12 protein-coding genes are annotated in these 13,760 nt (G+C 72.5%); 2 read left to right on the top strand and 10 right to left on the bottom strand.

Annotated elements, in window-relative coordinates; translation table 11 throughout:
* Positions 1–104: 104 nt before the first annotated feature.
* The gene (locus DVK05_RS01745) at positions 105–2,222 is read right to left on the bottom strand and encodes a glucan 1,4-alpha-glucosidase (RefSeq protein ID WP_121561718.1); all 2,118 of its coding nucleotides are present in this window, start codon (positions 2,220–2,222) and stop codon (positions 105–107) included.
* Positions 2,223–2,326: 104 nt separating this feature from the next.
* Between DVK05_RS01745 and DVK05_RS01740 the strand changes: the two genes are divergently transcribed.
* Together DVK05_RS01740 and DVK05_RS01735 are read left to right on the top strand one after the other, a co-directional pair.
* Entirely contained in the window at positions 2,327–4,648 is a 2,322-nt protein-coding gene (locus DVK05_RS01740) for an alpha-amylase family glycosyl hydrolase (protein ID WP_121561717.1), read from the top strand.
* A gap of 110 nt (positions 4,649–4,758) precedes the next feature.
* Positions 4,759–5,820 carry a TrmB family transcriptional regulator sugar-binding domain-containing protein gene (locus DVK05_RS01735; protein ID WP_121561716.1) on the top strand — a complete coding sequence of 354 codons (1,062 nt, stop codon included), beginning with the start codon at positions 4,759–4,761 and terminating at the stop codon, positions 5,818–5,820.
* Positions 5,821–5,830: 10 nt separating this feature from the next.
* Here DVK05_RS01735 and DVK05_RS01730 read toward each other — a convergent pair whose 3' ends face one another.
* The 9 genes from DVK05_RS01730 to DVK05_RS01695 all read right to left on the bottom strand — a co-directional run bounded on the left by DVK05_RS01730 (position 5,831) and on the right by DVK05_RS01695 (position 13,760).
* The gene (locus DVK05_RS01730; RefSeq protein WP_121561715.1) at positions 5,831–6,865 is read right to left on the bottom strand and encodes a hypothetical protein; all 1,035 of its coding nucleotides are present in this window, start codon (positions 6,863–6,865) and stop codon (positions 5,831–5,833) included.
* Positions 6,866–6,890: 25 nt separating this feature from the next.
* Positions 6,891–7,703 (bottom strand): NAD(P)/FAD-dependent oxidoreductase, encoded by an 813-nt coding sequence (locus DVK05_RS01725; RefSeq protein ID WP_121561714.1) that lies wholly within the window; start codon positions 7,701–7,703, stop codon positions 6,891–6,893.
* Positions 7,700–8,713, bottom strand: a complete 1,014-nt coding sequence (locus DVK05_RS01720) for an FAD-dependent oxidoreductase (RefSeq protein WP_121561713.1) — start codon at positions 8,711–8,713, stop codon at positions 7,700–7,702. Before DVK05_RS01720 ends, DVK05_RS01725 begins: the two co-directional genes overlap by 4 nt.
* Entirely contained in the window at positions 8,710–8,886 is a 177-nt protein-coding gene (locus DVK05_RS17215) for a hypothetical protein (protein ID WP_199241200.1), read from the bottom strand. Before DVK05_RS17215 ends, DVK05_RS01720 begins: the two co-directional genes overlap by 4 nt.
* On the bottom strand, positions 8,886–10,157 hold the full coding sequence (locus DVK05_RS01715; protein ID WP_121561712.1) for an ABC transporter substrate-binding protein: 1,272 nt from the start codon (positions 10,155–10,157) through the stop codon (positions 8,886–8,888). The genes DVK05_RS17215 and DVK05_RS01715 overlap by 1 nt, the downstream gene beginning before the upstream one ends.
* A 193-nt stretch (positions 10,158–10,350) precedes the next feature.
* On the bottom strand, positions 10,351–10,677 hold the full coding sequence (locus DVK05_RS01710) for a NifU family protein (RefSeq protein ID WP_053771741.1): 327 nt from the start codon (positions 10,675–10,677) through the stop codon (positions 10,351–10,353).
* Between the two features lie 207 nt (positions 10,678–10,884).
* Positions 10,885–11,301, bottom strand: coding sequence for a metal-dependent transcriptional regulator (locus DVK05_RS01705; RefSeq protein ID WP_121561711.1), 417 nt, complete (start codon positions 11,299–11,301; stop codon positions 10,885–10,887).
* Positions 11,302–11,461: 160 nt separating this feature from the next.
* Positions 11,462–12,253: a hypothetical protein gene (locus DVK05_RS01700; RefSeq protein ID WP_121561710.1), complete on the bottom strand. Its 792-nt coding sequence runs from the start codon at positions 12,251–12,253 to the stop codon at positions 11,462–11,464.
* Positions 12,254–12,599: 346 nt separating this feature from the next.
* Positions 12,600–13,760 (bottom strand): ABC transporter substrate-binding protein, encoded by a 1,161-nt coding sequence (locus tag DVK05_RS01695; RefSeq protein WP_121561709.1) that lies wholly within the window; start codon positions 13,758–13,760, stop codon positions 12,600–12,602.

Raw genomic sequence — 13,760 nt, 5'->3', positions numbered from 1 at the left:
CCGGCGACCTCGCGCGTGCTCCTCGCGGCCTCCGCTCCGCTCCGGCCACTCGCAGGCACGCGCCGCCGCTCAGGGTTTACCGAGAAATAGTCGCCGCGGGTCGGTCAGTCGTCGTCCGCGGCGGCGCGGTCGGCGAACTGCGGCAGTTCGTCGTCGAGCAGCGCGACCGTCGCCAGTCGGATCGCGTGCGGCCAGCCGAGCGGGGTCGCGCTGTCCGGCGTCCCGTCGTCGAAGAACTGCTCGGGGAGGTACGTCGTCGGCTCGCACAGCGAGCCGCCGGGCGAGACGTGCGCGAGCAGGTCGCGGGCCCGGGCCGTCATCTCGGCGGCGCGCGGGTCGTCGTGCGCCGCGAGCAGGGCGGCGAGCTCCGCGCAGGCGTTCGCGCCCCACGCGGTCGAGACGGTCCACACCTTCTCCGAGAGCTGGTCCGCGCGGCGCCAGCCGTCGCCCTCGTAGCGGATCAGCCCGGCGATGTCGTCGGTCTCGTGGGAGAGGCCGTCGACGACCGTCTCCACGTGCGAGACCAGCCGGTCGAGGCGCTCCTCGTCGACCGCGCCGCCCTCGCCGTCCGCCGCGCCGAGCGCGTCGAACGAGCGGTGCGCGGCCGCGAGCGCCAGCGTCGCGGAGTCGAGCCGGTCGTCGATGCCGCCGTCGAGCGTCTCGCGGACCGCGTAACAGCCGCGCTCTGGCACCCACAGGTCGTCGAGCGCCGCGTACACCTCGCGGGCCCGGTCGCGGGCGTGCGCGGCGAGGTTGTCCGGGAGCGACGCGGCGCCGGGCACGGCCTCCGGGTCGTCGAGCGCGTCGACGCTGAGCCCCTCGCCGTGCCGCGCGAGCTCGCTGTACGCCTCCAGGAACGTCGCGGCGGTGTGCGCGAACCGGCCGGCCGAGTCCTCCCACGCGTTCTGACAGACGACGGGGCGCCCGTCGGGTTCGAGCGTCCGGTCGAGGCCCGCGAGCGCGGCGACCAGCGTGGCGTCGAGGCCCTCCACGTCGACGCCCGCCGCCCGCGCCCGGGCGAGGTACGCGACGACGCTGCCGGTCTGGTCGGCCTGGTAGTCGACGTCGGGGCCGTCCTCGATGCGGGCGTTCGCCCACCCGGGAGCGAGCGCGCCGTTCCGCGGCCACACCCGGTGGGGCCAGGAGCCGTCCGGGCGCTGCGTGTCGACGTACATGCGGGCGGAGCGGGCGTGCCAGTCGTCGAGGTCGAGGCCGACCGCGTCGGCGGCGCCGAGCAGGAACCCGGATATCTCCGCGTCGTCGCGGAACCACGTGTAGCCGTAGCCGCCGGAGTGCTCGTAGTAGGGGTCGAAGTCCGGCCCCGCGATCCGGAGCCCGGACGGCGCGGAGAGCAGCGAGAGGACGCGCAGGTCCGCGACGACCGACTCGCGGGCGGGCGCCGACTCCGGCACCGACGGGAGCGCGTCGGCCGCCGCCTCGGCGAGCGCGTCGACGGTGTCGAGCTCGGCGAAGAGGTCGTCGAGGCGCTCGCGGGCCGCCTCGCGGTCGGTCTCGGCGCGGTCGGTCAGGAGCGTGGCGACGGTCGCGACCCCGTCGTCGAACGGCACGTCGGCGATGACCTCGCCGGAGAGGCGCTCCTCTTCGTAGCGGTCGCCGTCGCGGTCGCGCGGGAGCTCGGTGGGGTCGTCGTCGAGCAGTTCGGGGAACGTCGCCGGGAGCTGGCCCCGGAGGTCGGCGAAGCCGGTCGCGCTCGCGAGGAAGTCGTGCTCGTCTGCGTGGTACACCTCGACGGCGTCGTCGTAGCGGAGCTGTCCCACGCGGTCGTCGCGGCCGTCGGGCGCGAAGCGGGTGTAGACGACGAGCGAGGCGTCCGCCGGGTCGACGTCGCCGTCCGCTGACTCGACCGACGCCCGGGTGAGGTGCGCGTCGCCGAGCGTGAGGTCGTGGCGGGTCACCGTCGCGCGCGGCGTCTCGTGGACCGTCTCGACCAGCGCGGTGTCGCCGACGTACCGCTGGCTCGTCTCGGCCTCGTCGAGCCACGCGATCTCGTCGCCGACGGCGAGCCCGATCCGGGACCGGACGAGCCCGGTCCGCCCGGTGAGCGGGTAGCCGAAGTCGCGGAGTTCGCCGTCGTCGCCGACGTGGACGAGCCGGCCGTTTCCGCCCGAGAACCGGCCGGAGACGGTGCGCCGCTCGCCGGGGAAGCGCGTCCCGTCGCCGGCGTGGCGCTTGTAGTCGTCGAGGGCGTCGCGAAGCTGCATTACGCGAACACACGCCACCGGTCGGTATGAACCTTTGGTGTAATTATTGTTCACTCGTTTGGAGAACGGAAACCCTCAAACCGCGGCGCGACGAGAGGCGGAGCGTGCACGAACCCGGCCCCCCGCGAACGACGAGCGTCGGCGAGCCCGTCGAACTGGCGCCGCGGTCCCCCGACCCCGACGGGACCTACCGCTGGACCGTCCGCGACGCGCCCGCCGACAGCGACCTCTCCCCCGGCGACGGCCCCGACCCGACCGCGACCGGCCCGCCGAGTTCGGCGACGACGGTCGCTCCCGACGCCACGGCGGCGACGGACGCACCCGCGCCCGACGGGCCGAAGGCGGTGCTGCGGGCCGGCGAGACGGGTCGCGGCGACGACCCGGTGGTTCACCTCGACCCGGACGCCCCCGGCACCTACGTCCTCGCGCTCGACGCGCCGGACGGGACCCACCGGCAGCGCGTCCGCGCCTTCCCCGACGAGCGCCGCGAGGCGGAGATCCGCGTCCCGGCCGACGACCTGGGCGTCGAGGACGGCGAAGTCGACCGCGTCTCGCTGCTGTGGCCCCACAACGAGAACCGGCTCGCGCTCGACCGCGCCGAGCGCGACGGCGACGAGTGGGTCGCCTCGGTCCGCGTCCCGCCGGGCAGGCACGGCTTCGGCTTCGTCCCCGACGGCGACCGCTCGGCGGCGTTCCACGGGGAGTGCGAGGTGCCCGGTCCCGGTCGGCCGCGGCTCTCGCTCGACGCGTCGGTCGTCGGGGCCGACGACCCGGCGGCGAGCGACCGGCTCCGCCTGACCGCCGCGGTCGAGCCGGCGCCCGCGGTCGACGGCGTCGAGCGCGGCGGCGACCCGGACGCGCTCGACGCGACGTTCCTCGTCGACGACCGCGACGCCGACCCCGAGACGGTCGCGGCGATCGAGTCGCGCGCGGACGGGCGGACGCTCTCGGTCCCGCTCGACGACCTCCCGGACAGTGTCCGGATCCACGCGATCCCGCACGGCGAGCGGTACGGGGCCGCGGAGACGGTCCGGATCGAGCGGGAGGGCGCCGCGGCCGGCGGCGACGGTTCGGTCGCGGTGCGCGACCCGAACCCGGCGCCGGAGTGGGCGGAGTCGCCGACGATCTACGAGGTCTTCGTCCGCTCGTTCGCGGGCGACACGCTCCCGACGACGTTCGCGGAGATCGAGCGCCGGGTCGAGTACCTCGACCACCTCGGCGTCGACGCGCTGTGGCTCACCCCCGTCCTCGCGTCGCCGACCGAGCACGGCTACCACGTCACCGACTACTACGACACCGCCGCGGACCTCGGCTCCCGCGAGGCGTTCGAGTCCCTGGTCGAGGCGTGCCACGACGCCGGGATCCGCGTGATCTTCGACCTCGTGATCAACCACACCTCCCGCGATCACCCCGCGTTCCAGCTTCACTCGGCCGGCGTCGACGCGTACGCCGACCACTACCGCCGGACCGACGCGGCCGCCGACGTGACGGGGATCGACTGGGCCGAACTCGGCGACGGGGACGCCCCGGACTACTACTTCGAGTGGGGGCGCATCCCGAACCTCAACTACGACAGCCCGGCGGTCCGCGAGTGGCTGCTCGACGTGGTCGACGAGTGGGCCGGCGTCGTCGACGGCTTCCGCGCGGACGTGGCGTGGGGCGTCCCGCACGGCTTCTGGAAGGAGGTCGCCGACCGCGTCCCCGACGACACCCTCCTGCTCGACGAGACGCTCCCCCACGACCCGTTCTACGGCGAGGGGGAGTTCCACCGCCACTACGACACGTCGCTGTACGAGACGCTGCGCGCCATCGGCGCGGGCGACGAGACGGCGGACGCAGTCGAGACCGCCCTCGCCCGCGGGGAGTGGCTCGGCTTCGACGACCCCGCCGCACAGATGCGCTACGTCGAGAACCACGACGAGGACCGGTACCTCGCGGAGCACGGGCGCGAGGCGCTCCGCGCGGCCGCGGCCGTGACGTTCACGCTGCCCGGCGCGCCGATGATCTACGCGGGCCAGGAGCGGGGCAACGAGACGTACCGCGGCCCGATCCGATGGCACGACGGCGACAACGACCTCACCGACTTCCACCGCGGGCTGGCCGCGCTGCGCGACGCCGAACCGCTCCTGCGCCGCGGCGGGGTGTCGTTCGACGGCCGCGCCGCCGACGCCCGCGTCGTCGACGGGGACGCCGAGCGCGTGGTCGCCTACGAGCGGACGCCGCCGGCGGGCGCGGGAGCCGGTGACGCCGGCGCGGGCGACGACGCCGATCCCCTGCTCGTCGTCGTCAACTTCGCCGCGGAGCCGGCGACCGTCGCCGTCCCCGGACCGGTCGAGGCGGACCTGTTCGGCGGCGGGAATTCGATCGAGGGCGACGGCGAAGGCGAGGTCCGAGTCGCGGTCGACGCCGTCGCCGTGCTCCGATAGCGGTCGACGCCGTCGCCGCGCTTCGGTGAGGGTCGGGCGTCGCCGACCGGCGGCGCGGCGAGGTCGCCCGGTACCGACCCATATAAGTGTCGCTCGGAAGAGGCGTTCGTATGGACGACCGGACGCTGACCGACCTCCTCCGTCGCTTCGGGCTCTCGGACAAGGAGGTCGACACCTATCTCAGTCTGCTGGAACACGGCGAGGCGAAGGCGAGCACCGTCGCCGACGCGGCGGGCGTCTCGAAGCGGTACGTCTACAGCGTGAGCGAGTCGCTGGCGGAGCGCGGCTTCGTCGAGGTGAACGACCACGTCGTGCCGACGACGATTCGCGCGAACCCGCCGGACGAGGTGATCGACCGGCTCCGGTCCGACGTGGACGCGATGCGGCCCGGGCTGGCGGAGCGGTACTCCCGCGTCGAGCGCCAGGCCGAGCAGTTCGAGGTGATCAAGTCGCGGGCCACCGTCATCAAGCGGATCCGGTCGCTGCTCGCCGACGCCGAGAGCGAGGTTGCGCTGTCGATCACCGCGAAGCAACTCCCGGAGGTGCGGGAGGCGCTCGTCGACGCGGTGGACCGCGGCGTGCTCGTCCTGCTCGTCGTCTCCGACGCGGCCGCGGACCTCGACGCCGACGACCCCGGGCTGGCGGGCGTCGCGAACGTCGTCCGGACCTGGAGCGAGGCGATGCCGACGCTGCTCACCGTCGACTCCGCGGCCGGGGTCGTCTCCCCGCCGGAGCTGCTCCGCCGGTCGACCACCGACCGGCAGGCCATCGCGTTCGCGCAGGAGCAGCTCGCGCCGGTGATCGTCGGCTCGTTCCTCGGGAACTACTGGCCCGCCGCGACCGAGCTGGCCGTCGCCGACCCGGCGCCGCTCCCCGCCGAGTACACCGACTTCCGGCACACCGTCCTCCAGGCGACCCTGCGGCTCCGCGCCGGCGACCCGCCGCGGGTGACCGTCGGCGGGCGGTGGACCGACGACGACGAGCCGGCCGAGGTCGTCGGGCGCGTCGTCGAGACGAAACAGGGGATGGTGGAGCCGACGAACAACGAGTTCCCGGTCGAGCACTCGCTCGTCGTCGCGACGGACGACGGCGAGGTCACCGTCGGGGGGCAGGGCGCGTTCGTCGAGGACGTCGAGGCCGACCTGGTGCGGATCGAGCCGGACGAGGAGTAGGGCGGGAGAGTCAGTCCGCCGACGGGACCGACGCGGTCGACGGGCCGCCGTCGAGGGCGGGCGCGTCCGGGTCGACCCGGACCCACCAGTCGGAGCCGGTCGCGTCGCCGACCGCGCCGAGGAGGGCGATGCCGGCGATCCGGCCGCGCGAGTCCCGGCGGCACAGCTCCAGCGCGGCCGGGAGCGTCGCGACCCGCCCGTCGGCGGGCGACAGCGCGTACCCGGAGACCCGGACCGTCGCGTCGTCGGCCGGATCCCCGGGTCGCGCGGCCGACCCCGCCTCGTCGACGCGCTCGTACCCCTGGACGAGACCGACGGCCGCGAGGCGGTCGAACGCGGCGTCGACCGGGTCGGCGGCGGCCGGCTCCGACGGCTCGGGGAGGCGCTCGGCGGCGTCGGCCAGCACCGACGCCTGCGCGTCCGGGTCCAAGTGTCGGTCGAGCGCCGTCGCCATCGCTTCGAGCAGGCAGAGACAGAGGTCGTCGGGGTCGGAGACGCGCTCGGCGAGCGAGAAGTACGCGTTCATCACGGCCGACTCGGCGCGGTCGTGGCCGCCGGCGGAGAGCGCCTCGAACGTCGCCGCGGCCGCCGCGTGGCAGAACTCGACGCGGTCGCGGCCCCGGCCGCGCCCCCCGGCCTCGTCCGCGCGGCGGCGGTCCGTGGGCGCGTCGTCCCCGCCGGACGCCCGGCGGGCGGTGCCGTCAACGATCCGGTCCGCCAGCTCCGCGGGCGGCGGTCCGCCCTCACCGGGGGCGAACGTCGGGCCGCCGTCGTCCCGGCCCGTCGACCCCGGCGGCGGCTCCGCGAACTCCTGTCTGACGACCACGTCGTAGAAGGGGAGTTCCGGGTCGTACCGGCGGAGGGTATCGCGGTACTGCTCGGTCGCCCGGGCCGCCGCGCGGGCCGTCTCGCGGCTCTCGAAGCGCAGCCCCGCGGCCGGCACGGGCCGGTCGCCGTACCGGGCGCAGACGAGCGAGAACTCGCCGTCGTCGGCCGCGAGCGATTCGATGTGGTCCGCGATGTCGAGTAGGGTGGTTCCGATCACGTGTCGCTCCTGATCGCTCGGTCGGTCACTCCTCTAGGCTCGGGTGGGTTTCCTGCGGGTCGGGGTGCGGCTCGGCGAACCGGTCGCGGGCCGCGTCGAGCGCGGCCGCCTCGCGCGCCTCGCGCTCCGCGGCGTCGATCTCCTCGCAGCCCGGCGGCACCTCGCGGTCGCGGTCGGTGAAGTACCCCTCGGGCGCGACCCAGTCGTGGTAGAACGGCACGTCCGCCGCCTCCAGCAGCGTCACGGCGACCTCCGCGCCGTGGCCCGCGCACACCGCCGCCTGGTGGGGCTTGCGGGCGAGCCGCCCGGCCGCGTACAGCCCGTCGACGCCGGTCCGACCGCGTTCGTCGGCGTCGACGTACGCCTTCCCGCGGTCGACGATTCCGACGCCGTCGAGGTCCTCTAAGTACCCGACCTCGTTTTTCGTCGCCGCGACGACGTGGCGCGCCCCGAAGCGGTCGCCGTCGTCGGTGGTCACGGCGAAGCGGGCGTCGCCGTCCGCGTCGGCGGCATCCCCGTCGGCGGCGTCTGGTTCCCCGTCGGCGAGCGCGACCCGCGTGACGCGGGCGTCGAGGCGGTCCGCGCCGGCGGTCTCGGCCTGCTCGCCGAGGAGGTCCAGCAGCCGGCGCGCGTCGACGCCGAGCGGGAAGCCGGGGAAGTTCTCCAAGCGCGCGTTCCGGCGGAGGATCGAGCCGCCGGGGTCGACGACGAGCGTGTCGAGCCCCTGTCGAGCGGTGTAGACGGCCGCCGAGAGCCCGGCGACGCCGCCGCCGACCACGACCACGTCGCGGGAGTCGGTCGCGGCGGCCGGTGAGCCGTTCTCGGCTGGTCCGGTCATCGGTCGCCCTCCGGCCGAGCGCCTGCCGGCCCGGCGGTCGACTCCTCGGACCGCCCGCCCGTCGGTTCGGTCGGGTCGATGTCGGTCTCGGCGACGTACGCGCCTATCACGTCGTCGTCGAGCGCGTCGAGGAGCCGGCGCTGTCCCCGCCGGTCCCGGCGAGAGCGCTCTTCCGGCGTCACGCACCGGCCCAGGAACTCGGCTTTGAGGTCCTCGCGGGCGCGCTCGACGAGGGCCTGGTCGAGGTCCCCGTCCGCCGGGAGCATCTCCCGCTCGAACCACTCGTCGACGTGGGCGTCCCAGCCGTCGCCCCCGTACCGACCGTCGTGGACGACCCAGTCGACGTAGCGCTCGCCGACCGCGGGCCAGTACCGCTCGCTCATGTCGTCGCGAGCGAGCGCCAGTCCGACCTGCGCGCCGTGGCCCACACTCACCGCGACCTGGTGGACGGTCTCGTCGCTCATCCAGCCGGCAACGTACAGTCCCGGAACTTCGGTGCGCCCCCCGTCTGTGGGGACGAACGGCTCGGGCGGCGACCCGTCGGCGTCGTCGGACGCCTCCGCGTCCGCGTGTGTGTCTGCGACCGCATCGGCAAGGGGGTCCAGCACCTCGCCGTCGTACGCGGCGGCGACGACGACCCGGTCCGCGATCAGCTCTCCCGACGTCGTCTCCACGGCGAACGCGTCGGGCTCGCTGCCGTCGGAGTCCGCCGGTCGGACCGCGGTGACGCGCTCGTCCACCACCTGACCGCCCTCGGTCTCGACCTGCGTTCGACCCAGTTCGAGGAGTCTGTCGGGGGCGATCCCGGCGGGGAATCCGAGGTAGTTCTCGACGTGAGCGCACTGCGTGATCGCCGCCTTGCCGCCGTCGAGGACGGTCGTCTCCAGGCCGTACCTGGCGACGAAGGTCGCCGCGGACAGCCCCGCGGCGCCGCCCCCGACGACGGCCACGTCGGCGTCGATCCGCGAGTCCGGGTCCGCGGCTGGCGTGGTGTCGGGACGGGTCGTCATCGGCGCACCTCGACCGGTCTGTCGGCTGTGATGAACGGCTCGTCGGCGTCCGCCGCCGCGAACGCGACCGCGCCGTCGGAGCCGCGCGCCACGCGCCACTGCGGGAGGGCGGGGACGCCGTACTCCGACGGATCGCCGTACGTCGCCGCGACGGTCCACTCTCGCGCGCGCATCAGAGGTCACACGCGATGATGTCGTTGACACGGTCGCGATCGAACAGTCGGTTCTCTTCCGGGACCTCGGGAAAGGCCTCGGGGTCGAACTGTCCGAACTCCTCGGGGTACAGCTGCTGGGCTTTCATTTCGGTTTGGAGCAGGTTGACGATCGGTCCCTGTTCACCGTACGCGCCCGGATACACGCGGCCCTCGCTGACGGCCGTGAGCTCGCTTCCGACCTCGTCTTCCTCCATCGGCGTCACGTACTGCTCGCGGAACGCGGAGGCGGAGTGGGAGTCGGTGTCGCCGGTCGTGCCGATCCCCCAGTGGACGACGATGATCTCCGGGTCGACCTCCAGCAGTCGCTCGTAGCCGATCGCGCCGCTCTCGGCCAGCTCCTCCGAGAAGGCGCTCTTCACTTCGAGATCGCGGTACGGCTTCATCTCGTACCCCTCGCCGCGGGTGTACAGCGGATATATCTCACCGCTTGCCGGATTGGATCCGCCGTTTATGAGTCCGACCTCCGGCCGCTCCTCCTCGGGCGGCAGCCGAGAGGCGATCTCGGTCTGGAGCTCCTCGTGGACCGCCGCGAGCGCCTCGTAGCGCTCGCGCTCCTGGAACAGGTCGGCGAGCCGCTCGAACCCCTCGTAGAGCCCGTACAGCTCGTAGTCGTGGAATCCGCGGCGACGCCGCATGTTGTTGCCGAAGAACGGAGCGACGTTCTCGCGGATCTCGGCGGTGTCCGCTTCGCTCCACGAGCCGTCCCAGCCGGTCCCGTGGAGGTAGTTCGGGTCGATGAGGAACACGTCGGGGTCGAGCTCGTAGAAGCTCTCCTTGTCCCAGCCGCCGTCGGCCCACATGGACGGTAGCTCGTCTTGCGAGGGCACGTCGAGGTCGAACGGCTCGAAAAAGAACGACGGGATCATGTTCCCCGCGGTGAGGAACCCGTCCTGCTGGCCGAGGGCGAACGCCATGTCCGCCCAGCCCCCGTTGTACACGGCGTACGTCTCGGGGACCGACTCGAAGGTGAGACAGCCGACGGGTTCGATACAGGCCTCGTACGGGGCCGTCTCGTCGCCCGAGCCGTCGCCGTCGGAGCCGTCTCCGTCGCCGTCGGCCGACGATCCGTCGTCCGTCGTCGAGGTCTGTGACCCGCCGCCGTCGGTCGAGTTCGGGTCGTCCGGCGACTCGCTCCCGGCGCAGCCTGCGAACGCTCCCACGCCGGCGACGCCGCAGTACCTGATCGCGTCGCGGCGGGTCGCCCCGGACCGCTCTGCGTCTGAGTCCATGCGTTTTAGGCCACCCTAAAGAAATAAATCGGTTTCGAATCTTAGGCGAGCCTAAAGAGTTCGGCGAGTCGGGGGAAACCGCGCCCGAACCGGCCGGTCGAGGCGGTGGTCGAGCGCGGTCACGGGGACCGGTCGGGGTCCGTGGTTCGAGCGCTCTCCCCGAAGACGGGGACGGACTCGTCCGGTGCCCCGGTCAGAACGGCGGGCTGTAGTCCTCGTACTCGTCCATCTCGTCCATCTCGTCGGTCTTCGACGGCATCACCGCGGCTCGCGGGCCGCCGGACCGCACGACTTCGACGTCTTCGAGGCCGTCGACGCTCTCGGGCAGGCGGCGCTCGATGGCCTTCATCGTCATCGGGGCGATACCACAGCCCGAACACGCGCCGCCGATAGCGACGGTCGCCGTTCCCGCCTCCTCGTCGACGTCGCGGATCTCGAAGCTGCCGCCGTGTTGCTGGATCTGCGGGACTTCGTTGCTCAGGTAACTCCGCGTCTGCCGTTCGAGTCCTTCTGCGCTCATTGCGTTCTCACGTTCAACGCATAGTATCATAAAACTGTGGTATTAGGGTACCCTAAAAACACGCGATAGAGCCTATATATAGGATATATACCGAGATTTCACTGACAAGTAATTATGTTCTGTTATTTTTCGCACCGCCTAAAACGGGACGGCAGTCGGTACCCGCCACCCGGATTCTGCCGGGGTGAAGGCGCGTTAGGGCCGGGGTCAAGACCGCTCGCCGTCGGTCGAGTTCGGGTCGTCCGAGTCGGTTCCCGGGCCATCGCCCGTCTCGACGGGGAGTGTCTCCGCGAGGCGTTCGGCGACGATCGGACTGACGAGCCCCGCCACCCGCATCGCCTGGCCCTCCGAGTCGTCGAGGTCCAAGACGCTCCGGAAGAACCACGAGACGGTCACGTAGGTCTCGTGAAGCTCCGCGGCCCGCTCGCGTCCCGCGTCCGTCAGCGTCGCGCCCTCGTACGGCCGGTACTCGACGAGGCCGTCATCGTCGAGCCGCTGGAACGTCTCGGTGACTGTGGCCGGCGACCGGTCGAGCGCCTCGGCCACCGCGCTCGTCCGGATCGGCTCCCCGTTCCGATGTCCGAGGATGTACACCGCCAAGAGGTACTGCGGGGCGCCGGTCATCGCTCGCCCCCTCGCGTCCCGCCGTCGACCCCGCTCGACGACGGTCCGTCGGCGTCGTCGGCGCCGTCCTCTTCCTCACGCCCGTCACCGGGACCGAAAATCGCGAGATACGTCCAGGCCCACGCCCGAGCGCGCCGACCTCGCGGTCCGCTTCCCACGGTCATACCCTCCGAACGAGGTGTCTCCGCACCGCTCGCTGGCAGTCGTCACACGTCGCGTCGAGCGTCGCGACCGTCGACAGGACGGGGTGATCGACGGGGAAGTCGCGGTAGAGGTACGGCGGGAGCCGCCGGTGAGCGACGGCGGCCTCGGCTCCGTTGCTCGTCGTGCCGTTCAGAAACTCCTGTCGGCGCCGCGCCAGGTCCGCACACCGCGATCGGAGTTCGTCGAGCGCCTCGTGTCGCGCCTCGAGCGCCTCGAAGCCGAGCGCCGTCAGCGGCGTCTCGTCGAGGACCGCGAGGCGATCGACGACGCCGTCGACGGCGTCGGCGGCGTCGGACAGGTGCGCCGCCTCGCGGGCGAGCGCCCCTTCGAGCGCCTTGACTTCGTTGCGACGGGCGGCCGTCTCGGCGACGACCGTTCGCTTCAGCTGCGGACTGAACGAGGCGTCGGTCGCCGGGGAGAGCGCCAGCGCGATCGACTCGGTGAGCTCCGAGCGGACCGTCTCCAGCAGCGACTCGTCGCCGGAGCCCTCGACGTCGTCGAGGCTGTGTGGCCGGACCGTCTCCTCGAACGCCCGACGGACGTCTCGGCAGCGGGCGTCGCCCGCCGGTTTCACGCGCTGTTCCGTTCCGGTGACGGCGGCGCCCGTCGACGCGACCGGCGTCGGATCGGCCGATATCGACCGAACGCGGCGGTCGAACCGCTCGAACGCCGTCCGTTTCGCGTCGAGGGCCTCCCGCTCCGTCCGAACGCGGGTCCGAGCTCGTTCGACGTACGTGTCGACGCTCATCTCAGGTCCCCTCCGTCGACGACGGCGACCGCGTGGCCGCGCTCGTCCACCCGACAGTGTCGCTCCGTACCATGGTTCAGTCGTGGTCCGTACGGCCGGCCTCGGTCCGCCGACCGGGCGACGTGCTCGCGCGGGTTCGAACGGCCCTCCGAGTCGATCCGGTGTCGGTGCGGTTCCCTCCGAGCATATGTTTTAGGCCAGCCTAAAAACACAAGAAAGTACCGGTCAGCACGGCCCCGAAACGGGACGCGTCGCCACGGTCCGCTCCACACGGAGTCCGCGCTCGCGACCCGCCCGCGGGCCGGGCTCCCGGGCGTGACCGCGGCGCCGGAACGTCCGCCCGCAGTCAGGCGTCGCCGGTGACGATGGCGCTCACCGCGTCGCGGTCGAACAGCTCGCCGCGATACGTGTCGGGGTACAGCAGCGTCGCGAACCGCTCCGTCAGGAACAGGTTCTGGATCGGTCCCTGATATATCGGGCCGCCGCGGTACACCGCGCCGCTCTCGACGGCGGTCAGTTCGCTTGCGACGCTGTGTTCCTTCATGAACGCCAAGACGGTGTCCTCGAACTCGGCGCGGGTCTTGTTCTCGTGGCCGCGGACGAACAGCGCGTCGGGATCGACCTCCAGCATCGTCTCGTAGTCGATCTGTCCGCGGTCGTCCGTCGAGAGCCCCTCGACACCGGTCCCGGAGAGCGCGTCCGAGACGCCCAGGTCGCGGAAGTGCTTCTTGTTAGTCCCCTTGTCGGTGAGGCGGTACGGCGAGAACTTCTCGGGCTCATCGGACCCGGCGAAACACAGCAGCCCCGCGGGCCGGGCGTCGGCCGCCGGGAGGTCCGCCTGGACCCGCGCGAGGAGGTCGTCGTGGAGGGACGCGAAGGCCCGGAAGCGGTCGCCCTCCTGGAATATCTCCGCGACCTTCTCGAAGGCCTCGTACATCGTGTAGTACCGGTAGTCGTGCCACGGGTCGGTCCGACGGAAGACCGTATTCCCGACGAACGGAGCGACGTTCTCGGTCAGCTCCTCGACGTCGCCCTCGTCGAGTCCGAAGAAGGAGTTCCTGAGCAGCCACTGCGGGTCGGTGATGTGAACGTCGCTGTCGAGCTCGTAGTAGAGCTCCTTGTCGATCCCCTCGTCGTACAGCTGCGTGACCTCGTCCTTGTCGACGGAGACGCCGTCGAGCTCGTCGTAGTACGACGTGTGGTACCGCGACTTGACGCCGACCGCGGCGAGGCCGTCGGCCTGTCCGAGCGCGACGCCCATGTCGGCGTAGCCCGGGAAGTACGACTCCCACGTCTCCGGGACGCCGTCGAATGCGACCTCGCCGACCGGCGCCATCTCGACGCTGTACTCGGTGGTGTCGGTCGTCTCGGCGTCCGCGGGCGTCGAGCCCTCCTCGGCCTCGCCGGCACAGCCGGCGAGCAGCCCGCCGCCGACGACCGCGCCGCCGAACTTCACGTAGTCGCGCCGGGTCGATTCTCCGGTCGTGGTGGTGTCGTCGTCGCTCAT

This window comes from Halorubrum sp. Atlit-8R (assembly GCF_003666025.1).
Classification (GTDB): Archaea; Halobacteriota; Halobacteria; order Halobacteriales; family Haloferacaceae; genus Halorubrum; species Halorubrum salinarum.
This window is presented reverse-complemented; position numbering and strand designations above follow the sequence as displayed.